18 protein-coding genes are annotated in these 20460 nt (G+C 71.4%); 11 read left to right on the top strand and 7 right to left on the bottom strand.

What is annotated here, in order from left to right; translation table 11 throughout:
* The first annotated feature begins 1 nt into the window (after nt 1).
* From ACIDOF_RS32865 to ACIDOF_RS32840, 6 genes are all read left to right on the top strand, one after another.
* The gene (locus tag ACIDOF_RS32865) at nt 2–1279 is read left to right on the top strand and encodes an MFS transporter (protein WP_409009847.1); all 1278 of its coding nucleotides are present in this window, start codon (nt 2–4) and stop codon (nt 1277–1279) included.
* Between the two features lie 58 nt (nt 1280–1337).
* A complete protein-coding gene (locus ACIDOF_RS32860) occupies nt 1338–2588 on the top strand; it encodes an ATP-grasp domain-containing protein (protein ID WP_409009846.1) in 1251 nt (416 codons plus the stop codon).
* A complete protein-coding gene (locus ACIDOF_RS32855) occupies nt 2585–3901 on the top strand; it encodes an ATP-grasp domain-containing protein (protein ID WP_409009845.1) in 1317 nt (438 codons plus the stop codon). The genes ACIDOF_RS32860 and ACIDOF_RS32855 overlap by 4 nt, the downstream gene beginning before the upstream one ends.
* A gap of 111 nt (nt 3902–4012) precedes the next feature.
* Nucleotides 4013–4735 carry a serine O-acetyltransferase EpsC gene (epsC, locus tag ACIDOF_RS32850; protein WP_409009844.1) on the top strand — a complete coding sequence of 241 codons (723 nt, stop codon included), beginning with the start codon at nt 4013–4015 and terminating at the stop codon, nt 4733–4735.
* A 70-nt stretch (nt 4736–4805) separates the two neighbouring features.
* Nucleotides 4806–5747 (top strand): PLP-dependent cysteine synthase family protein, encoded by a 942-nt coding sequence (locus tag ACIDOF_RS32845; RefSeq protein ID WP_409009843.1) that lies wholly within the window; start codon nt 4806–4808, stop codon nt 5745–5747.
* Between the two features lie 7 nt (nt 5748–5754).
* Nucleotides 5755–6987 (top strand): acetyl-CoA carboxylase biotin carboxylase subunit family protein, encoded by a 1233-nt coding sequence (locus tag ACIDOF_RS32840; protein ID WP_409009842.1) that lies wholly within the window; start codon nt 5755–5757, stop codon nt 6985–6987.
* 34 nt (nt 6988–7021) lie between these two features.
* Here ACIDOF_RS32840 and ACIDOF_RS32835 read toward each other — a convergent pair whose 3' ends face one another.
* Nucleotides 7022–8419 carry an FAD-dependent oxidoreductase gene (locus ACIDOF_RS32835; RefSeq protein WP_409009841.1) on the bottom strand — a complete coding sequence of 466 codons (1398 nt, stop codon included), beginning with the start codon at nt 8417–8419 and terminating at the stop codon, nt 7022–7024.
* Nucleotides 8420–8622: 203 nt separating this feature from the next.
* On the opposite strand from ACIDOF_RS32835, the gene ACIDOF_RS32830 reads away from it, so the two are divergent.
* The 4 genes from ACIDOF_RS32830 to ACIDOF_RS32815 are packed head-to-tail and all read left to right on the top strand — an operon-like array spanning nt 8623 to nt 13156.
* A complete protein-coding gene (locus ACIDOF_RS32830) occupies nt 8623–9408 on the top strand; it encodes an SDR family oxidoreductase (protein ID WP_409009840.1) in 786 nt (261 codons plus the stop codon).
* 38 nt (nt 9409–9446) lie between these two features.
* Nucleotides 9447–10670, top strand: a complete 1224-nt coding sequence (locus ACIDOF_RS32825; protein WP_409009839.1) for an acyltransferase family protein — start codon at nt 9447–9449, stop codon at nt 10668–10670.
* Complete coding sequence (locus ACIDOF_RS32820) at nt 10667–11854, top strand: acyltransferase family protein (protein WP_409009838.1); 1188 nt, start codon at nt 10667–10669, stop codon at nt 11852–11854. Before ACIDOF_RS32825 ends, ACIDOF_RS32820 begins: the two co-directional genes overlap by 4 nt.
* A 54-nt stretch (nt 11855–11908) precedes the next feature.
* A complete protein-coding gene (locus ACIDOF_RS32815; protein ID WP_409009837.1) occupies nt 11909–13156 on the top strand; it encodes a cytochrome P450 family protein in 1248 nt (415 codons plus the stop codon).
* An 87-nt stretch (nt 13157–13243) separates the two neighbouring features.
* Here ACIDOF_RS32815 and ACIDOF_RS32810 read toward each other — a convergent pair whose 3' ends face one another.
* Nucleotides 13244–13579, bottom strand: a complete 336-nt coding sequence (locus tag ACIDOF_RS32810; RefSeq protein ID WP_409009836.1) for a YciI family protein — start codon at nt 13577–13579, stop codon at nt 13244–13246.
* Nucleotides 13580–13600: 21 nt separating this feature from the next.
* Entirely contained in the window at nt 13601–14434 is an 834-nt protein-coding gene (locus tag ACIDOF_RS32805) for an SAM-dependent methyltransferase (protein WP_409009835.1), read from the bottom strand.
* A 219-nt stretch (nt 14435–14653) separates the two neighbouring features.
* Here ACIDOF_RS32805 and ACIDOF_RS32800 point away from each other — a divergent pair, with 219 nt between their 5' ends.
* Nucleotides 14654–15814, top strand: a complete 1161-nt coding sequence (locus tag ACIDOF_RS32800; RefSeq protein WP_409009834.1) for an epoxide hydrolase family protein — start codon at nt 14654–14656, stop codon at nt 15812–15814.
* 90 nt (nt 15815–15904) lie between these two features.
* Here ACIDOF_RS32800 and ACIDOF_RS32795 read toward each other — a convergent pair whose 3' ends face one another.
* The 4 genes from ACIDOF_RS32795 to ACIDOF_RS32780 are packed head-to-tail and all read right to left on the bottom strand — an operon-like array spanning nt 15905 to nt 20419.
* Nucleotides 15905–17293 carry a condensation domain-containing protein gene (locus ACIDOF_RS32795; RefSeq protein WP_409009833.1) on the bottom strand — a complete coding sequence of 463 codons (1389 nt, stop codon included), beginning with the start codon at nt 17291–17293 and terminating at the stop codon, nt 15905–15907.
* Nucleotides 17290–17535 carry a phosphopantetheine-binding protein gene (locus tag ACIDOF_RS32790; protein WP_409009832.1) on the bottom strand — a complete coding sequence of 82 codons (246 nt, stop codon included), beginning with the start codon at nt 17533–17535 and terminating at the stop codon, nt 17290–17292. The genes ACIDOF_RS32795 and ACIDOF_RS32790 overlap by 4 nt, the downstream gene beginning before the upstream one ends.
* Nucleotides 17532–19091, bottom strand: coding sequence for a 4-hydroxyphenylacetate 3-hydroxylase family protein (locus ACIDOF_RS32785; protein ID WP_409009831.1), 1560 nt, complete (start codon nt 19089–19091; stop codon nt 17532–17534). The genes ACIDOF_RS32790 and ACIDOF_RS32785 overlap by 4 nt, the downstream gene beginning before the upstream one ends.
* Nucleotides 19088–20419: an FAD-dependent oxidoreductase gene (locus ACIDOF_RS32780; protein ID WP_409009830.1), complete on the bottom strand. Its 1332-nt coding sequence runs from the start codon at nt 20417–20419 to the stop codon at nt 19088–19090. The genes ACIDOF_RS32785 and ACIDOF_RS32780 overlap by 4 nt, the downstream gene beginning before the upstream one ends.
* Between the last annotated feature and the right edge of the window lie 41 nt (nt 20420–20460).

Here is a 20460-nt window from a genome sequence, read left to right as displayed (position 1 = left end):
GGTGAAGTTCCGGGAGCTGCATCCGAACATCAGGCTGCGCATCGGCGTCGGTTTCGTGCAGCGGCTGCTCGCCATCATGCTGACACCGCTGCTCGTCATCCATCTGGCCACGCTGTACGGGCCGGCCACGGCGGGCGCGCTCACCGTGATGGTGGCGGTGGCGGGCGTCTCCAGCAACTTCCTGGGCGGCCACCTCGCCGATGTGCACGGGCGCAGGCCGCTCCTCGTGTGGGGCGAGCTCGGCGCCACGGTGAGCTTCGTCCTGCTCGCCCTCGCCAACTCGCCCTGGTGGCAGTCGGGTCCGCTGACGTTCGTGCTGTTCCTCGCGAGCACCTGTCTGTCGAACCTCGCGACGCCGGCCGCCGACGCCATGGTGGTCGACGTGTCCACGCCGGAGAACCGTCCGCTGGTCTACACGCTCAACTACTGGTCGATCAACCTGGCGTTCACGGTGGGCGCCCTGGCCGGCGGGTTCCTCTACGGCGACCACTTCTTCCAACTCCTCGTCGGCGCGGCCGTGTTGTCCGCCGCCACGACGCTGGTGATGTGGCGCTGGATCAGCGAGACCGCACCGCGGACCGGACGTGCGGCCGCGACGGGAGTCCCCGCGATGCTGCGGGGTTACCTCGCCGTGGCCCGCGACCGGGTGTTTCTGCGCCTGGTCGGCGCGGCGCTCCTCGTGTGCACCGTCGAGATGCAGATCGGCTACTACATCGCGGTGCGGCTGGCCGACTCGTTCCCGCACCGCACCCTCGAACTCGTCGGCTCCTGGGGCCCGAAGATCGACGGCGTGTCCATGCTGGGCGTGCTGCGCGCCGTGAACGCCGCGCTCGTCGTCGTCCTCGTGCTGCTCGCCGGCAAGGCGCTGCGGCGCCTGTCGGAGCGCTCCCGGCTGTTCGCCGGGATCACCGCCTTCACCGTCGGCTACATGGTCTGGGCGGTCAGCGACGTCGGCTGGGTGCTGATCGCGGCGGCCGTGCTGCTGACCGTCGGCGAGATCACCTCCGTACCGGTGAAGCAGTCCATCCTGGCCGATCTGGTGCCGGCCGCGGACCGCACCAAGTACATGGCGGCGTACGCCCTGCACGTCCGCGTCGCCCTGCTCCTCGCCTCGCTGTGCGTGGCCGTCGGCGCGTTCGTGCCGCCGCTCGGCATGAGCCTGCTGTACGGGGTGATGGGGCTCGGCGCGATCCTCACGTACCGCTCGCTGCTGCGGGTGCGGGCCGAGCGCCGGGAGCAGCAGGAGAAGCGGCCACAGCCGGAAGCGGTGGCCGCCTGAACCGTCCGCCGCCGCGCGGGACGGACCCCGAACGACCGGCAGAGAACGGAGAACCGCGATGACGCCTTCCCGTACCCCCCGACGGCTCCTGATGGTGATGCCCTACCACCAGCTGGTCCGCAAGGCCGTGGCCGCCGGCTTCGAGGTCTGGTCGATCTGGGACCCGTCGCTGCAGACCGACGCCTATCTCGACGAGGTCGAGCGGCACTCCGAGGAACTGCTGCTCGTCGACTTCAGCGACGCGTACGCGCTGCGCGCCCTGATCGCCGCGACCGCCCGCGCCCACGGCATCGACACCGTGCTGCACCTGGGCGGCGAGGACACGATGGGCGCGACGGTCGCGGAGGCGGAGGCGCTCGGGCTGTCCCCGAACCCCGCCGAGTCGGTACGCCGCATCAACGACAAGGCGGCGATGCGGGAGCTGCTCAACGAGAACGGCCTCTCCGTCGTGCGGTCCCGGGAGGTCGGGTCGGTGGACGCCGTCGTGGCGGCCGCGGCTACCTTCCCGACACCGTTCGTCGTCAAGCCGGCCCGTTCCTCGGGCAGTCGGGGCATCGCCCTGGTGGTGGACGCGGAGGACCTGGACGAGTGGGTGGTCCGGGTGCGGCGCGAGGGCCTGAAGGGGCCGTACGTCCTGGAGGAGTATCTGCGCGGCCCCGAGTTCAGCGTGGAGACGCTGACCGTGGACGGCGTGCACCATGTGCTCGGCATCACCGCCAAGCAGCACACCGGGGCGCCGGGGTTCGTGGAGACGGGCCATGTGTTCCCGGCACAGCTCTCGCAGCCCTACGAGTCGGCGGTACGGGCCACCGTCATCGGTCTCCTCGACCTTGCCGGCTACCGCTTCGGGCCCGCGCACACCGAGGTCGTCCTCACTTCGCGGGGGCCGCGCGTCGTGGAGTCGCAGACCCGCCTGGGCGGCGACCGCATTCCGGCCCTGATGGAGCTGGCCACCGGCTTCGACGTGGAGTCCGCCGTCTTCCGCGCCCTCGCGGGCGAGGAGGTCGAGGCGCCGACGGCGCACCGTGCGGCCGCCATCGGCTTCTTCCAACTGCCGCCCGGCCGCGTCGAGTCGGTGTCCGGCCTCGACGAGCTGCGCGCCCTGGAGCACGTGCACACGCTGCACTTCCCGTACGGCCCGGGGTCGGTGCTGCCGGCGACGACGAGTTCCGCGTCCCGGCACGGCTTCGTCGTGGTCGACGCCGAATCCCCCGGCCAGGCACGGCGGCGCATCGACGCCGCGCGGAAGACGGTGACCGTCCTCGTCCGCGAGGCACTGGCCGCGTCCGAGAAAGGAAGCATCCGTTGAACGAGGTCCGCACCGAACGGAACGAGGTCCGCACCGGTCCGCCCACCGTGCTGCTGGTCGGCGGCATCGACACGCACCTGGACCGGGTGAAGGCGCAGGGCGCGCGCGTCGTGCTGCTCCAGCACCCCGACAAGCTCACCCCGTACCAGACGAGCAATGCCGACGTGCTGCTCGTCGTCGACTACACGGACTGGGACACCGTCCGCCCGTTCGCCGAGGCGGCGCGTGCCGTCTACGGGGTGGACGTGGTGTTCTCGCTGACCGAGGGCGGCCTGAACCCGGCGGCCCGGCTGTCCGACCTGTTCGGGCTGGGCGACGGCCAGCGGTACGAGGTGAGCCGGCGGCTGCGCGACAAGTGGCTGATGCGCCGCCACCTGGCCGTGCACGGCCTGCCCACGCCGGACGCCGCGCCGGTCACGGACCGGGAGTCGCTCTCGACGTTCGGGGCCGTCGCCGGATACCCGTTCATCGTCAAACCCACCTCCACCACCGCGGGCTTCGGCCTGCTCAGGGCCGACTCCCCCGCCGACCTCGACCGGGTGTGGCAGCGCGTCACGGAACTCCTCGGCGGCCGCACCGACCGCGGCTCGACGCTGTTCACCGTGGACGGCTTCCTGATGGAGGGCCATGTCGACGGCCCCGAGTTCAGCGTCGAGGCGTTCTCGTTCGCGGGCCGCCACGTGGTCGTCGCGGTCACGGAGAAGCTCGTCGACGACGCGCACTTCGCCGAGCTCGGCCACGCGCTGCCGGCCCGCCTCTCCCCCGCCGACCGGTCCGAACTCGTCGCCGCCGTCGAGCGGTTCCTCACCGTGATGGGCGTGTCCGACGGCCCGAGCCACACCGAGATCCGGCTCAGCTCGCAAGGGCCCGTCGTCATCGAGTCGCACAACCGGGTGGGCGGCGGCCACCTCGCGGAGCTGGTGCGGCACGCCTACGGGATCGACCTGAACACGTACGCCGCCGCCTGGGCGTTGGGCCGCGCGGAGGAACTGCCGGGCGAGCCGGTCGCGTCGGCCGCGGCCTGCAACCGGTACGTGGTGCGCGAGCCGGGCACGGTCACCGCCGTCGAGGGCCTCGACGAGGTCGCCGCCGCGGACGACGTGCTGATCGCCCAGGTCTCGGTGCGCCCCGGCGACACCGTGCGGCCGCTGCGCGACAACTGGGACCGGATCGGCTGCGTCGTGGTGCGCGCCGCGGACACCGACGAGGCGGTACGGCGCTGCGAGGAGCTGACGCGCCACACCCTGCGCATCGAGACCGCCGCCGACCCCGAACAGGCCGTACTCGTCGGCGAGTTGGACACGGCCGCCTGAGCCTGAGCCGCCCCCGCGCGACGCCGCCCGCCCTCACACGCACTCCCACGCCCACTTACGCCTCGTACGCCCTCGTATGCCCTCGTATGCCCGAAAGGAGTGGCCGGTTCCATGCCACTGAAGCAGGACGCCGCGCAGCCCGGCCTTTTCCACGTGCTGCGCGAGGACCTCGACGCGGTCGTCGCGCGCGACCCGTCCGTGCACGGCCGCTGGGAGGCGTCGCGGCACCCCGCGCTGACCGCCCTGTGGGCCCATCGGGTCGCCCACCGGCTGCACCGGCGCGGGCTGCGCGCCCTGAGCGGCGCCCTGGCGCGCTGGGCGCGCCGCCGCACCGGAGTGGAGATCCATCCCGGCGCGACGCTGGGCCGCCGGGTCTTCATCGACCACGGTGCGGCCGTCGTGATCGGCGAGACCGCCGTCGTCGGCACGGATGTGACGATCTATCACCAGGTGACGCTCGGCGCGGTCGGCTGGTGGGTGGACTCGCACCGCCCCGCCGGGGCGCGCCGGCACCCGGTGGTCGGGGACGGGGTCGTCCTCGGCGCCGGTGCGACCGTGCTCGGACCGGTGACCGTCGGGGAACGCGCCCTCATCGGCGCCGGAACCGTGGTCACCCGCGACGTGCCGGCCCGGGCCCGGGTGTACGCGCCTGCGGCCGTGGTCAAGTCGCCCGCTCCGCAGGCGAGTTCCCGGGCACGGCTCGCCGTGGTCCGCCCCGTCGTCGCGGACCCCGCGGCCACCCGCGCCGGGGCCGGAGCCAGCGCCGCCCCGCCCGCCGCCTCCGTCCCGGACGGCGACCCCGTCCGGCTGCTCGCCTCGGCCGGGTCCTGGTGACCCGGCCGCCCCGCCCGGCGCGCGCCCCCGATCGGGCGCCGCCCGCCCTCACCCCGACAGGAGTCCCTGCATGACGGTCCCTCTCACCGTACGCCGCGTCGTCGACGCCATCGACGAGCTCATCGGCAGCACCCCCATGATCCGGCTCCGGCTGGACGGCGCCCGCTCGGACGTCGAAGTGCTGGCCAAGCTGGAGGCGGCCAACCCGTACTCCAGCAGCAAGGACCGGGCGGCGATCTACATGCTGCGCAGGGCGGAGGAGCGCGGCCAGCTCAAGGCGGGCGCCACCGTGGTGGAGGCGACCTCCGGCAACACCGGGATCGCGCTCGCCGCCCTCGCCGCCGTCCGCGGCTACCGCTGCGTGGTGGTGCTGCCCGACACGGCGACCCCGGAGCGCGTCGGACTGCTCAGGTCCCTCGGCGCGGAGGTCGTGCAGACGCCGGGCGCCGACGGCTTCGCCGCGGCCATCACCCGCGCCGAGGAGATCGAGCGGAGCACCCACGACGCCTGGTACGTACGCCAGCACGAGAACCCCGACAACGTCCGCGCGCACTACGAGACCACCGGCCCCGAGATCTGGAACGACACCGGGGGCCGTGTGGACGTCCTGGTCGCCGGGGTGGGCACGGGCGGCACTCTCAGCGGCGCCGGACGCTACCTCAAGGAGCGCAACCCCGCCCTCGAGGTGGTGGCCGTGGAACCGGAGGGGTCTCCGGTGCTGTCCCGCGGCTACGGCGGGCAGCACCGCATCCCCGGCCTCAACGGCGGCTTCGTCAACCCCACCACCAACGAGGCGCTGATCGACCGCGTGGTGACCTGCTCGGACGACGAGGCCTTCGAAGCGGCGCACCGACTGCTGCGCACCCAGGGCCTGTTCGTCGGCCTGTCCTCGGGCGCGGCAGCGCACGGCGCGGCGGTCCTCGCCCAGGACCCCGCGTACTCCGGCAAGACGATCGCGGTGGTGCTGCCGGACACCGGCGAGCGCTACGTCAGCATCTGGAACGAGAGGTGACCCACCCGTGACCACATTGATCCTGCACCGGGGCCCGCTGCACGCCAACCCGTACCACGAGTGGCTCGACGGCAGCGGCGCCAAACTGGTGCTGCTCGCGTCCGCCGAGCAACTGGCCGTGCACGGCGAGGAGTTGCCGCGCGACGAGCCGTATCTGCACGCCGAGGCGGTGCCCGACTACGACACCGGGCCGCTGGTCGCCGAGCGCGCGGCGGAGCTGATCCGGGAGTACGGCGTCACCGACCTGGTGGCCTGCACGGAGTACGACATCGAGCGGGCGGCGGTGCTGCGGGAGCGGTTCGGGCTTCCCGGGCAGTGGCCGGACACGGCGGTGCCGTACCGCGACAAGTGGGAGATGAAACAGGCCGCGACGCGCGCCGGCGTGCCCGTGGCACGGCACGCCCTGCTGCGCACCGCGCAGGACCTGACGGACTTCGTGGCCCGCGAAGGCCTGCCCGCGGTCGTCAAGCCGCGGCGCGGCTGGGGCTCCGTGGGCGTACGGTTCCTGCGGACGGACGAGGACGTACGGGACTGGCTGGCGGACGCCGAACTCACCGACGGCGACGGGCAACCGGGCTGGCTGGTGGAGTGCTTCGTCGACGGCACGATGTGCCATGTCGACGGGGCCGTGGCCGGCGGCCGCACGGTGTCCATGTGGCCCTCCCAGTACACGTACGCCCTGGCCGACTTCCGGGACCGGGGCGGGCGGGTGGACATCGCCCTGGACGCGGCGGACCCGTTGGCGCGGCGCCTGAACTCCTTCGGCGAGCAGGTCCTGAGGGCGCTCGGCGGGCCCCCCGACTTCGCCTTCCACATCGAGGTGTTCGTCACCCCGGACGGTGAGCTCGTGCTGTGCGAGGCGGCCTGCCGAGCGGGCGGCGCGGGGGTACGGGACGTGCAGCAGGCCATGTTCGGAGTCGACGTCGCGGCCCTGCCGGTCCGCTCCCAACTGGGCCTGCCGGCCGGCTTCGAGGGCCCGGTGGCACCACCCCGGGTGGCCGGACAGCTGCTGTTCATGATGCGCCCCGGCACCCTGCGCGCCCTGCCCGACCAGGCCACCGCACCGCCGGGCATCGTCAAGCGGAAGGACTACGCGCGGGTGGGCGACGTACTGAAAGAGTCGACGTTCTCCGGGGACTTCCTCACCGCGTTCGTGGTGGCGGGCGCCGACCGGGCGGAGTGCGAGCGGCGGATCGGGGAGGTGAAGCGCTGGTTCCTCGACGGTCTCGACGTCGGCTGAGGCCCTGCGCCTCTTCCTCGAACTCCCGCCTGCCTCACGACGCCTGACGGCGCGCGGAGGCCTGCGGGGCGATGTCGCCCCGGAACAGTCCGAGCGGGTCGACCCGCTCCCGGACCCGGTCCACGGCCTCCCGCTGCTCGTCCGTGAGATGCCCTTGGGGCTGCTCGGTGTCCTCGACCAGGGTGGGCGCCGTCCGGCCGGTGTTCCACGGGTCGAGCGCGGCCCGCACCCGCGCGCAGTGCGCGCGGATCGCGCCCGCGTCCGCCTCGTCCTGCGGAACACCGGCGCCCAGGTAGGCGTAGGGCGCCGCGATGTGGGACAGCGCGCCGCCGGTCGGGGAGGGTTCGGCGAAGGCGCCGCCCAGCTGGCGCAGTTCGGCGCTGATCAGCGGGGAGCCCGAGCCGGGCCCCGTCACACGCAGGAACTCGGCGGCCCCGGCGTCGCCCAGCTCGTCGAGCAGCATGTGGTCGCCCACCATGGGCAGCGGGTCGGTGGGGTCCATGTGGGTGTGCAGGACCGCCGGGGGCGCGGCGGCCTCCCAGGTGTCGAGCAGCGGCGGCGCCGTGGCCCGCAGCGGGCCGAGGAGGTCCGCCGCGGTGCGCTCCGCGTCGGCCGCTCCTGACTCCCCCTCCCCGAGGACCGCGCCGTCGACGCACACGACCGGTCCGGCGCGCAGAGCGGGCGGGATCTCCGTCACGTCGGGCAGGTTCATGACCTGCAGGGTCGTCGTCGCGGTCCGGGGGGCGTCCCGGCACCACGCCAGCCACAGGGACAGCAGCCGCTCCGCGTGCTCGAACGGCCAGAACGCGGAGCCGGTGCGGACCTCGGTGGCCGGGAACAGCTCGGTCTCGACGGCCGTGACCACGCCGAGCCCGCCTCCGCCGCCGCGCAGCGCCCACAGCAGCTCGGGGTCCGACTCGGCGTCCACGCGGCGGAGTTCACCGTCGGCGGTGACCAGCTCGACGGCCCGGACGCCGTTGGCGGCCACGCCCCGGCTGCGCCCGTAGAAGCTGAGCCCGCCGCGCAGCAGGTAGCCGACGGCGCCGACGGTGGGCGACGATCCGTGGGCGACGGCCAGGCCGTGCGGCGCCGCGGCCTCGACGACGTCGGCCCAGCGGCTGCCGGCCGGAATCCTGGCCAGTCCGCGCCGTACGTCCACGGTGACGGGCTCGCGCATCCGCGTCCGGATCAGCAGCGACCGCTCCATGGGGTGCGCGGTGCCGGCGCCGTGGCCGGTCGTGTGCACGCGGACAAAGAGCCCCGCGGCCCGGGCGTGGTCCAGTGCGGCCCGCACCTCGTCGACGGTCCGCGCGGTGACGGCGGCCGCCGGGCTCAGCGGAGCCGCGAGGTTGAAGACCTCGGTGGCCGCGGTGAATTCCGGCTCTCCCGGCAGCGCCACGACGTGTGCGTCACGTTCTCCGATCACGGTCATGGTGTGTGTTCTCCCACCGGTCGTCGCCACGGGTCCGTGCCGGTGCACGGCCTGCCGATGTGAGCGTTCCACGCGCCCGGGCCCCGTGCTTCTCGCGGATTGCGCGATCCCAGCAATCCGGGAGATGCCCGCCCGTCTGGCCGAATGCAACTGTCTGGAATTGCAAGGCCCTTGCTGGCGTACGGACGTGAAGGAGCCCGGTTGTGACGAGTGGTGAGCTGCGGGACAAGGTGGTCGTGGTGTCCGGTGTCGGCCCCGGTCTGGGCCGGTCCGTCGCGGTGCGCAGCGCGCTCGCGGGCGCCGACGTCGTGCTGGCGGCGCGCACCGAGTCGTATCTGAAGGAGGTCGCCGAGGAGGTCGAGGCCACGGGGCGCCGCGCGCTCGCCGTGCCGACCGACATCACCGACGACGCGTCGGCGGCCGCGCTGGCCCGCACGACGCTGGACACGTTCGGCCACGTCGACCTGCTGGTGCACAACGCGTTCGCGATCCCGCCGATGACGGAGCTCGCGGACGTCGACCTGGACGCGGTGCGCACCGGGTTCGAGACCAATGTGCTGGGCGCGCTGCGCCTGACCCAGCTGTTCGCGCCGGCGCTGGCCGACAGCAAGGGCTCGGTCGTGATGGTCAACTCCGAGGCGATCCGGCACTCCAAGCCGCTGTTCGGCGCGTACAAGATGAGCAAGGCCGCGCTGCTTGCGATGGCGCAGACCCTGGCGACCGAGCTGGGCCCGAAGGGCGTGCGGGTCAACAGCATCGCCCCCGCCTACATCTGGGCCGAGCCGCTGAAGGCGTACTTCGCGCACCTCGCCGCCGAGCGGGGCGTCCCGGCCCAGCAGGTGTACGACGAGACCGCCGCCGACCTCGACCTGCGCCGCCTGCCGGACGTCGACCAGGTCGCCGACACGGTCGTCTTCCTCGGCTCCGAGCGCGCCGGCTCCGTCACCGGCCAGTGCCTGGACGTGAACTCCGGCGCCTACCACCACTGAACCGCCCCGTACCGCATCTACTCGTGAAGGCGACCCCTATGAATCGTGTCCAGCCGTCGGACGGAGAACGCTCCGTCAGACTCTCCTCCCTGACCGGCCTGCGGTTCATCGCCGCGTTCCTCGTGTTCGTCTACCACGCGCACTGGCTGCAGGCGTTCTCCGACAAGGGCCTGCAGAGCGCCTACGACTCCGCGTCGTTCAACCTCGGCAATCTGGGGGTCGCGTTCTTCTTCGTCCTGAGCGGGTTCGTGCTGACCTGGTCGGCCAGGGCCGGTGACGGGGCGCGGAGCTTCTGGCGGCGCCGGTTCTTCAAGGTGTTCCCGAACCACGTCGTGGCCTTCGCCCTCGCCTTCGGGCTGCTGCTGGCCGCGGGCATCACGCCGGCGCCCACGGAGACGGTGGCGAACCTGTTCCTGGTGCACGCCTGGGTGCCCGAGCTGTCGTTCATCACGTCCGTGGTGAGCGGCGTCTCCTGGTCCCTCTCCGTCGAGCTGGTCTTCTACCTCTGCTTCCCGCTGCTGATCGTCCTGGTCCGCAAGGTCCGTCCGACGCGGCTGTGGGTCTTCGCGCTCACGGCGGGCGCGCTCGTCCTGGCCCTGCCGGCCCTGTCCGAACTCCTGCCGCAGCAGCCGCGGTTCCCGTACTTCGACGAGGTGTCCTGGGCGCAGGCGTGGACGCTGTACTACGGCCCGCTGGGCCGCATCCTCGAGTTCGTGATCGGCATGTTCTTCGCGCGGATCGTCGCGAACGGGCGGGACGTCAGGATCGGTGTGCTGCCCGCCGCGCTCCTGGTCGCCGCGGCCTACACGGCCACGCTGTACCTGCCGATGTCCTACGGCTACGCCGCGCTGTTCCCGCTGCCGATCGCCCTGCTGATCTCCGCGGTGGCCCGCCGGGAGATCGACGGCCGTGCGACGGTGCTCGGCGGCAAGGCCATGGTGCGGCTCGGGGAGATCTCGTACGCGTTCTTCCTCATCCACATGACGCTGCTCTTCTCCGTGCACGCCGCGATGGCGGGGCAGTGGGCCGGTTACGGCGAATACCAGCACCTGGCCTGGAGCACCCCGGTCGCGCTGCTGTTCCTCGCCGGTGTCCTCGTGCTGTCGCTGGCCCTGTCCTGGCTGATGTTCACCTTCGTGGAGATGCCGGTGATGCGGCGCTGGTCGCGGTCGCGGAAGGCGCCGTCGCAGCCGGAGCCCGTGCCGGCGGCGTCGGTCCGGCCGGAGGCGCCGGTCGCCGCGCGTGAGAGCAGCCCGGTATGAGCACCGCCCACGCGGCCGCCACCCGGCTGCCCTCACTGACCGGTCTGCGGTTCCTCGCCGTGCTCCTGGTGTTCCTCACGCACGGCACCATGCTCGCGGCGTTCGCCGACTCCTCGGTCCAGGAGCGCTACGCGTTCCTGGCCGGGAACGCCGGCAACCTCGGCGCCACCTGCCTGTTCGTGGTCAGCGGCTTCCTGCTGGCCTGGGCCTCCCGGCCCGGTGAGCGGGCAGCGGGCTTCTGGCGCCGGCGCCTGCGGGCGCTGCCCGCCCATGTGGCGGTGTTCGCGCTCGCGTTCGCCGTGCTTGCGGCCTCCGGTGTGCCGGTGCGGGGCGTGGCGGCGCTCGCCAACCTGCTGCTCGTGCACACCTGGGTCCCCGTCCAGGACTTCGCGATGTTCCCGGTCAGCGGCGACGCCTGGCTGCTTGCCGCGGGGCTGCTGTTCTGCCTCGTCTTCCCGCTGCTGATGCGGGCGGTACGGCGGGTCCGGCCCTCCCGGCTGCGGTGGTGGACCGCTGCGGCGGCGATCGCCGCGGTGGCGGCCCCGTTCGCGGCTCGGCTGCTGCTGCCCGACAGCCCGTCCTCCGTGCTCTTCAACGGCGGTTCCTGGTACCAGCACTGGGCTGTCGCCTTCTTCCCCGGGGCCCGTCTCCTCGAGTTCGTCGTCGGCATGCTGCTGGCCCGTCTCGTGCACGCCGGGCTCATGCCCCGGATCGGCACGACCCTCGCGGCGACCCTGCTGGTGGCCGGTTACGCGCTCTCGCTGTACCTGCCGCCGATCCACAGCTTCGCCGCCGTGTACGTCGTTCCGGTCGGCCTGCTGGTCGGCGCCCTGGCGTCGGCGGACGTGGCGGGGCGCGGGACGGCGCTGGGCAGCCGCGCAGCCGTGGCGCTCGGCGGGCTGGCCCATCCGTTCCTGCTCGTCCACGTCACCGTGATGTTCTCGTTCCACGCCGCCTTCCGGCAGCAGTGGGTCGGCTACTTCCAGTACGACCGTCAGGCCTGGGCGACTCCGGCCGCCCTCGCGTTCCTCGTCGCGTCCCTGGCCCTGTGCCTGCTGGCCGCCTGGCTGCTCCATGTGCTCGTGGAGCGCCCCACCGCCCGCTGGTGGCGCTCCGCCGCACCGGCCGGACCGGTCACCGCCGCCCGTGTCGCGGTGCCGGAGACCGTCGGCGCCGCCCGCTGAACCGGCCCACCAGGGCGCCTTCCTTTTCGTCGCAGTGAGTTTGGAGGAATCGTGATGAGCAGCTGCCCCGTCGTCATCGACCGCACCGGGCAGGACATACACGCCGAGGGCGCCCGGATCCGCGCACAGGGGCCGGTCGCTCGCATCGAGTTGCCCGGCGGGGTCCCCGCCTGGTCGGTGACCGACTACGCGATCGCCCGCCAGGTGATGGCCGACCCGCGCTTTTCCAGGGACCCGCGCAAGCACTGGCGCGCCTACGTCGAAGGGGAGATCGGCATGGACTTTCCGCTGATCGGCTGGGTGCTGATGCAGAACATCACCACCACCCACGGGGAGGACCACAACCGGCTGCGCTCCCTGACCGTCAAGGCGTTCTCGCCGCGGCGCGTGGGCATGATGCGCGCCAGCGTGGAGCGGATCGCCGGGCAGCTCCTCGACGACCTGGCCACGGTCCCGGCCGGCGAGCCGGTGGACCTCAAGGCACGCTTCGCCCGCGAGTTGCCGTCGCGGGTGATCTGCGACCTCTTCGGCATCCCCGACCACCTGCGCGACGCCCTGCAGAAGGGCGGCGACGTCAATGTGGACACCACGATCAGCGCCGAGGAGTCGGCGGCCAACGTGGCCGAGTGGCATCGGGAGATGCTCCGTTTCATCGAGGCGAAGCGGAACTCCCCCGACCGGGCCGACGACATGACGGCCGACCTCCTGGACGCGCAGGAGAACGGCTCACGGCTGACCGAGACGGAGCTGGTGGACACCCTGCACCTGCTGCTCGCCACGGGTACCGAGCCGGTGATGAACCTCGTCACCAACGCCGTGCTCGCCCTGCTCACGCACCCGGAACAGCTGGCGCTGGTCAAGTCCGGCGAGATCTCCTGGCGGGACGTCATCGAGGAGACCCTGCGCGCCGAGGCCCCGGTGGCGCACCTGCCCTTCCGATTCCCCCTGGAGGACGTCGAGTTGGGCGGGGTGACGGTGCCGAAGGGCGACCCGATCCTCATCAACTACGCGGCGGTGGGCCGTGACCCGGCCGTGCACGGCGACAGCGCCGCCGACTTCGACGTGACCCGGGCCGGCAAGGACAAGCACCTGTCGTTCGGCCACGGGGCGCACCGCTGCCTCGGCACCACACTGGGGCTGCTTGAGGCCGAGATCGCGCTGTCCGGTCTCTTCGAGCGCTTCCCCGAGCTGTCCCTGTCCGGCACACGGGAGGAGATCGAGCCGCAGGGCACGTTCATCATGAACGGCATCCGGGCGCTCCCGGTGCGCCTGACGGCCCCGGTTCCGGCCGGCGCCCGGTAGGCCCCCGGCCTGCAACGGCCGATGGCCCCGCCCGAGTTGATCGGGCGGGGCCATCGGCCTTCTGACGTGCTTCGGTGCGCCGGGGTGCTAGTCCTCGATGGCCGGGCGGACCTCGACGTACCCTCCCGGGGACAGCGGGCAGGCCTTGGCGATCTCCACGGCGTGGTCGAGGTCCTTGGCCTCGATGACGTTGAAGGCGAGGAAGCCCTCCTTGCTGTCCACGGCCGGCCCGTCGGTCACGGCGCCGCCGCGGATCGTCTTGGCCTGCGGGGTCGGGAAGAGGGCCTCGCCCGACAGCAGCTTGCCGCCGAGGCGCTCGATCTCCGCGGCGTAACCGCCGTGGGCCTCCAGGACCTCCTGCGGGGCGTCCTCCCAACCGGTGGTGCCGAAGGGCTCGAACAGCAGAATTACAAAGCGAGCCATGTGACTCTCCTTACCTGTCAATTACTTCACTACCGGTTTACGGGCCGTCACCAGGGCATAACCGATACGGTCCGGCCCCGGAGCCATGAAATGCTGCAGACCCGCCTTGAGGCCGTCGACGATGTCGGACCCGAACTGCGCGGCCAGCTTGTCACGTGAATCCACCGCGGAATTGACGTACTTCTCGGTCATGCCGAAAACGCGCGCACCGCACTGCGTGTGCTCCTCGACGCGGAAGCCGGCCGCGGTCAGTTTCTCGATCCAGTCGCGTTGGGTCGGTGGGGTGTTGATCCCGATGCTCTGGGCGAATTCCGCCGCCTCCGCCGGACTCATCTCGTGTTCCCGAGTGTAGTCGGCGACGGTGACCCGGCCTCCGGGCCGCAGCACTCTCATGAACTCGCCGAGCACCGTACCGAGTTCGGGGGCGCACTGCAAAGATTCGACGGCCAGGATCGCATCGAATGAGCCATCGGCGAATGGCAGCGCCGTGTAGTCGGCGTATTGGAAATCGACCTGCTCGTGCAGATCGCGGTCCGCTGCCTTCTGCTTCGCCTGGGCGAGCTCGTAGTTGCTCACGGTGATTCCGGTGACCCGGGCCCCGGTCTCCTCCGCGATCAGGAGCGCGGGCGCCCCCACTCCGCAGCCGGCGTCCAACACCCGTTCCCCCGGGCGCAGTCCGAGAGCGTCGACCACCTTGCGGGTGATGCGCTGCGCGGCCTCCGCGAGCGGGGTGCGATCCTCCTCGCCGTACCAGTACGACATGTGGACCTGGCCGTCGTTGAGCAGGTCCGATATGGGCGAGGACTCGTCGTACCGCTTGCCGACCTCAATCGGGTCCACCGCTACGTCAGCCATGCATCACCGCTCTCGTCGACAGTCGCAACAACGTGACCGTACCAGCCTGTTCGGCGTTCCACTTCTTCGAGATTGCTGACTTTTCGAAGGGGTCGACTTCTTTGAAAGTGCCGCCTGTCGACGGGCGTATCGGGAGCCCTCCTTAAGCCCTCGACCACGCACTACGATGCCTGTCGAAGGACGTGGAGAGGCCGAAAAGCAGAAAGAGAGGACGGGCCGATGCAGCCCTTTCGGATCGAGATACCCGAGGCGGACGTCGCCGACCTCAGGAAGCGGATCGCAGAGGCCCGCTGGCCCGTCGACACAGCGGGCGCTGATTGGCAACGCGGAGTTCCGCAGGAGTATCTGAAGGAGTTGGCCGGATACTGGCTGGAGAGCTACGACTGGCGAGCCGCGGAGGAAGAGCTCAACCGTTTTCCGCAGTACACGACGGAAATCGACGGGGCCACCGTCCACTATCTGCACGTGCGGTCCGCCGAGCCGAACGCGCTGCCGCTGCTCATCACCCACGGCTGGCCTTCCTCGGTGGCCGAGTTCCTCAAGGTCATCGGTCCGCTCACCGACCCGGTGGCGCACGGCGGAAGGCCCGAGGACGCCTTCCACGTGGTGATTCCGTCCATCCCCGGTTACGGCTTCTCCGGGCCGCTGCCCGAGACCGGCTGGAGCATTCCCCGGGTGGCCGGCGCCTGGGCCGAGCTGATGCGCCGCCTCGGCTACGAACGCTACGGGGCCCAGGGCGGCGACTGGGGCGGCTTCATCTCGCTGGAACTGGGCCGCCAGGCCCCGGAACACGTCGTCGGCGTCCACACGAGCATGCTGCTCGCCGTGCCCTCGGGCGACCCCGAGGAGATGGCCGCGCTCGGCGAGCAGGACCTCGCGCGGCTGGGCCGGCTCGCACAGTTCGACACGGACGGTTCGGGCTACATGAAGATCCAGTCGACCCGCCCGCGCACCCCGGCGTACGCCCTCGCCGACTCCCCCATCGGCCAACTCGCCTGGATCGTCGAGAAGTTCAAGGAGTGGACGGCGGCCGGCGACGTGCCCGAGGACGTGATCGACCGCGACCAGCTGCTGACCAACGTGATGCTCTACTGGCTCACCGGCACGGCGGGCACCGCGGCGCAGATGTACTACGAGGTCGCCGAGGCGGAGCGCGGGGCCGCGCAACAGCCCGCCGACCGGGGCGAGTTCACGGTTCCCGTGGGCGTGGCCGTGTGCCCCGACGACATCATCGTCCCGGTGCGCCGCCTCGCCGAGCGCGACTACCCGACGATCATGCACTGGACCGAGTTCGAGCGCGGCGGCCACTTCCCCGCCCTGGAGGTCCCGGAGCTGTACGTCGAGGACGTGCGCGCGTTCTTCCTGTCCCTGAAGCGCTGACACCCTCCCGCACTGGGTGACGCCCTTCCGTACAAGACGCATCGGCTGCCGGTTCGCGGAGAACCGGCAGCCGATGGTCGTGTGCGGGCGTCAGAGCGCCAGCGGCGCGTCCGGCGCCGTGAGGGCGGCGTGCAGCACCTCCCGGAACTCGGCGATCAGGGTGCGGATGGTCGCGGCGTCGTACAGGTTGCTGCTGAACCCCATCTCGCCGATCAACTCCCCCGTGCGGTCCAGCTCCAGGCACAGGAGGGTGCCGTCGGGGATGTCCGAGCCGACGGTCTGGGACAGCACCTTGGTCCGGATCGCCGAGAACTCCAGGTCGCCGACGCGTTCGCGTTCCATCATGTGCGGGGTCTGGATCACCTGGAACACACAGTTGGCCAGCCCGTCGACGGCGGCCGGCGCCATGAACTCGGGGGCCTCCTGGAGGACGTGCGCGAACGGCAGCTCCCTGGTGTAGGCCTCCAGACAGGTGGCGCGGGTGCGGGCCACGACGTCCCGGAACGTCGCGCACCCGGCCAGGTCGGTGCGCAGCGGCAGGCAGTTGTAGAAGGACCCCACGGTCTCCTGGAACCGGACCTCCGCACGCCCCGGAGTGAACGTGGGCACCACCACGTCGGTAGCTCCGCGCACCCCGGCCACGTACAGCTTGAACGCGGCGAGCAGCACCATGAAGGGTGAGCAGCGGAGTGCGGCGGCCAGTTCGGTGGTCGCCGCGCTCAGCTCGGCGCCGTAGGAGAAGCGGTACCAGGAGGTCGAGAACTCCGGTTCCGCTGAGCGCAGTCGGTCGGTGGGGAAGGTGAGGGTGCTCGCGCCGTGCAGCTTCTCCCGCCAGTAGCCGCGGCTGCGCCCGCTCGCTCCGCTGCCGAACTGCTCCTCCTGCCAGCGGGCGTAGTCCTGGTACTGGACGGCGGCGGGCAGGTCGGGGGCCCGGCCGGCCGAACGGGCCGCGTAGCAGGCGGTCAGGTCGCGCATCAGGATCTGCATGGACCACGCGTCGACCGCGGTGTGGTGCGCGATCAGCGCGAGCACGGCGTCGTCCGCGTCGAAGCGCCCGAGGACGGCCCGCAGCAGCGGCATCTCCCGGACGCTGATCGTGTCGGCGGCGATGTCGTTGAGCAGCTCCTCCGCGCGTTCCGCCCGCGAGCGCGACGTGCCGTCGCCGTCGCCGTCGCCGAGGTCCAGGATGTCGAGCCGGGGCGGGCTCGGCTCCAGGATCTCCTGGTAGCGCTCGCCCGGCCCGCGCACCACGGCGGTGCGCAGCACCTCGTGCTGCGCCACCACGTCCGCGAGGGCCATGCGGAGGGCGGCGACGTCGACCGGTCCGGAGACGCGCCAGCCGTCGACGATGTGGAAGCGGGGGCCGAACGGCCCCATGTCGTCTCCCTTGTCCCACATGCAGAGGAAGTCCTGCTCCACGGTGAGCGGGACCCGCTGGTCCCGCTCACCGTGCGCGGGCGCCGTCGCGGGGTACGTCATGGCGTCGCGCCCTCCTTCGCCCTGGCCGCGACGGAACGGGCGAACGTCTCCAGGTCGGGGTCCTCGAAGAGCTCGCCGATGTCCATCTCGATGCCCAGCTCGTCCGCGATGCGGGCCACGATCCGCACGGCCGAGATGGACTGGCCCTGCAGCTCGAAGAAGGTGGCGTCGGACGGCCCGTCCGGGGCCGACAGCACCTCCTGCCAGATGCTCCGCACCGACTGCTCGACGTCGTTGCTCATTCGGCTTCGCCTTTCGTCATCAGGTCGGGGACCGTCCAGCCGTCCAGGTCGTACTCGCCGAGGAACTCGTCGACGAAGGCCTTGTAGCCGTCGACCTCACCGCCCGCGATCTGCGAGAACAGCAGCTCGACACGGGTGTTCTCGTGATTGCCGGCGTAGTTGCGCTCGTACAGCTCGTGGCGTCCGCCGAACTCGGTGCCCACCGCGTCCCAGAGCAGCTTCATCAGCTTCACCCGGTCCACCGACTCGACGCCGCCCGAGCCGCGCAGGTACTTGTCGAGGTAGGGGCGGATGTCCGGGTTCTTGAAGTCCTCCGCACTGGAGTTGACGTAGATCAGGCCGCTGGCGACGTCCTGCATCACGATCTCCCTGATGCGCGGGTAGCCGATCTGCATGAACCAGCGGTACGCCATGCCGTACTGCGGGTTGGGCAGCACCGCGCCGTTCTTCCACGGCACCGGGTTGCGGGCGGCCGCGTCGGACAGCGCCCAGAACAGGTTGCGCCAGGCGAGCACCTCGCCCATGCGGCTCTGCACCCCGCGGAAGTCCTTCGTGCCGGTGATGTCCAGCGCCTTGGCCAGGAGGCCGGCGATGAACTCCAGCTTCACCGCGAGCCGGGTGCAGCCGTGGAAGGTGAAGCGCTCCATGAAGCCGGAGCGCCCGGCGAACATGTTCACCTTGCCGAGGTCGCCGTAGACGAAGACGTTCTCCCAGGGGATCAGCACCTTGTCGAGGACGAGGATGGTGTCGTTCTCGTCCATCCGCGAGGACAGCGGATAGTCGAACGGGCTCCCGGTGGCGGCGGCGTTGGCCGTGTACGACGTCCGGCAGATGAGCTTCATGCCGGGCGCGTCCATCGGCACCGTCGCCACCAGGGCGAACTCCTTCTTCTTGATGGGGAGTCCGAAGTGGGCGATGAAGTTGTAGTGGGTGAGCGCGGAACCGGTGGCGACCACCTTGGCCCCGCTGACGACCAGGCCGGCGTCGGTCTCCTTCTCGACGTGGATGAACACGTCGGCGACCTCGTCCGGCGGACGGTTGCGGTCCACCGGCGGGTGGACGATCGCGTGGTTCCAGAAGAGCACCTTCTCCTGGGACTCCCGGTACCACCGCCGGGCGTTGTCGTCGAACGGGGCGTAGAAGTCCGCGTTGGCGCCGAGCGTGCCGAGGAAGGACGCCTTGTAGTCGGGGCTGCGCCCCATCCAGCCGTAACTCATCCTGGCCCACTCGGCGATGGCCCGCTGGTGTGCGACCAGGTCGTCGGCGCTGTACGGGGTGGTGAAGAACGGGTGGGTCCGGCCGCCGCTGCCGGTGTCGGTGGGGCCGGTGAGGACGTCACGGCGCTCCGGGTCGTGCAGACCGTCGTAGAGCCGTGCCGTCATGCGGACGGGGTTGTGGAACGCGGGGTGCTGCGTGACGTCTTTGATCCGGTCGCCGTCGAGGTAGATCTCGCGCCCGTCGCGCAGGCTCTCGACGTACTCGTCGCCGGTCAGCGGGCGCGTGGCGGGCTGCTCCGGGGCGGCGGGATCGGTGGGCTGCTCGGCCACTGACTTCATCCCCAGGCGTTGCGCAGGACCCGCAGGACGAGGCTCGGACGCATCAGCGCGTCGGGCTTGTCGAGCATGCCGGCACAGCGCAGGTAGGCGGTGGTGACCTTGGTGTCGCGGAGCGACGCCCGCTGGACCAGCTTGAGGTAGATCTGCCCCAGCCTGGTCTTGAGCGTGCGCTTGCCCTCCACGCCCTCGAAGGTCAGGTCGACGGTGTTGGTCATCTCCCAGGGCGCGTCGATGACGTCCCGGGCGAGGTCGCGGAAGTACGCGAGCGGCTGCGGGGCCGCGCCGGAGTGCAGGTGGTTGCGGAGCACGAGGGACGAGACCGCGGCCACCGTCATGCCCTGGGCGTAGACCGGGTTGAACGTGGTGACGGCGTCACCGGTGACGAGCAGGCCCTCGGGGAGGCGCTTCATCTTCTGGTAGTGGCGGCGCATGGTGATCGGGAAGCGGAAGGCCACGGGCTCGTCCAGCGGCTCGGCCTTCTGCACCGCGTCGTAGATGTCGGGGATCGGCAGGGTCTTGAGCCAGCCGTACAGGCCGTCCTGGTCGGTGGGCGGGTGGTCGCCGAGCAGGCCGTACGTGGTCATCTCCAGGCGGCCGCCGTCGGTCTTGGTGAAGATCGCGCCGCGGGGGATCTCGGGGAAGGCGACGGGGATGATCGCCAGGTCGCCGTCGAAGGGGTCCTCGTCCATGCGGTAGTGCTGGGTGACATAGCCGAGGCCGATCTTCTTGCGCTCCTCCTCGACCTTGCCGTAGCCCATCTCCTCCAGCCACACCGGGGTGCGGGAGCCGCGGCCGGTGGCGTCGACGACCAGGTCGGCCTCGATGACCTCTTCCTCGCCGTCGCCGCCGACGGGCTGCACCCGCACGCCGGTGACCTTGCTGTGGTCGGGCGTGGTGCGCAGGCCGACGATGTCGCGCTCCTCGGCGAAGGAGACGTTCTCCAACCGCTGTACGCGCTGGCGTATATGACGCTCCATCACCGGCGCGGAGGCGGGCAGGGCGATGTAGCCGATGTCCTCACGCTTGGCCGGCTTGCCCTGGAAGTACCAGCGGGTCGCGCCGGCGAAGTCACCGGTGGGGCAGCCGTCGGCGATCATCTCGTCGGTGATGCCGGGGAACAGCTCCTCCATGACCACCCGGCCGCGTACGTGCATGGCGTTGATGTGGCGTCCCTGCGGGCGACTGCGACGTGCGCCGGTGACCCCCACGAGGCGGTCGCGGTCCACCACGACCACCTCGTCGTACGCCTCCGTGAGCACACGGGCCGCGAAGAGACCGGCGATGCTTCCGCCCAGAACGACCGCGCGGGTCTGCTGCTCGGCGCCCATCGCAGTCACCTCCTTGTTGTCGTTTGAATCACGGGTTGTCG

Origin of the sequence: Streptomyces sp. Da 82-17, from assembly GCF_046098215.1 — a bacterium.
GTDB lineage: Bacteria > Actinomycetota > Actinomycetes > Streptomycetales > Streptomycetaceae > Streptomyces.
Note: the sequence above shows the minus strand (reverse complement) of the source record. Positions and strands in the feature narration are given on the sequence as shown.

What these genes read in the sequence shown, in the direction of transcription:
- ACIDOF_RS32860 (WP_409009846.1), top strand. Translation starts at nt 1,338, where the DNA reads ATGACGCCTTCCCGTACCCCCCGACGGCTCCTGATGGTGATGCCCTAC.
- epsC (WP_409009844.1), top strand. Translation starts at nt 4,013, where the DNA reads ATGCCACTGAAGCAGGACGCCGCGCAGCCCGGCCTTTTCCACGTGCTG.
- ACIDOF_RS32845 (WP_409009843.1), top strand. Translation starts at nt 4,806, where the DNA reads ATGACGGTCCCTCTCACCGTACGCCGCGTCGTCGACGCCATCGACGAG.
- ACIDOF_RS32835 (WP_409009841.1), bottom strand. Translation starts at nt 8,419, where the DNA reads ATGACCGTGATCGGAGAACGTGACGCACACGTCGTGGCGCTGCCGGGA.
- ACIDOF_RS32825 (WP_409009839.1), top strand. Translation starts at nt 9,447, where the DNA reads ATGAATCGTGTCCAGCCGTCGGACGGAGAACGCTCCGTCAGACTCTCC.
- ACIDOF_RS32820 (WP_409009838.1), top strand. Translation starts at nt 10,667, where the DNA reads ATGAGCACCGCCCACGCGGCCGCCACCCGGCTGCCCTCACTGACCGGT.
- ACIDOF_RS32815 (WP_409009837.1), top strand. Translation starts at nt 11,909, where the DNA reads ATGAGCAGCTGCCCCGTCGTCATCGACCGCACCGGGCAGGACATACAC.
- ACIDOF_RS32810 (WP_409009836.1), bottom strand. Translation starts at nt 13,579, where the DNA reads ATGGCTCGCTTTGTAATTCTGCTGTTCGAGCCCTTCGGCACCACCGGT.
- ACIDOF_RS32805 (WP_409009835.1), bottom strand. Translation starts at nt 14,434, where the DNA reads ATGGCTGACGTAGCGGTGGACCCGATTGAGGTCGGCAAGCGGTACGAC.
- ACIDOF_RS32800 (WP_409009834.1), top strand. Translation starts at nt 14,654, where the DNA reads ATGCAGCCCTTTCGGATCGAGATACCCGAGGCGGACGTCGCCGACCTC.
- ACIDOF_RS32795 (WP_409009833.1), bottom strand. Translation starts at nt 17,293, where the DNA reads ATGACGTACCCCGCGACGGCGCCCGCGCACGGTGAGCGGGACCAGCGG.
- ACIDOF_RS32790 (WP_409009832.1), bottom strand. Translation starts at nt 17,535, where the DNA reads ATGAGCAACGACGTCGAGCAGTCGGTGCGGAGCATCTGGCAGGAGGTG.
- ACIDOF_RS32785 (WP_409009831.1), bottom strand. Translation starts at nt 19,091, where the DNA reads ATGAAGTCAGTGGCCGAGCAGCCCACCGATCCCGCCGCCCCGGAGCAG.
- ACIDOF_RS32780 (WP_409009830.1), bottom strand. Translation starts at nt 20,419, where the DNA reads ATGGGCGCCGAGCAGCAGACCCGCGCGGTCGTTCTGGGCGGAAGCATC.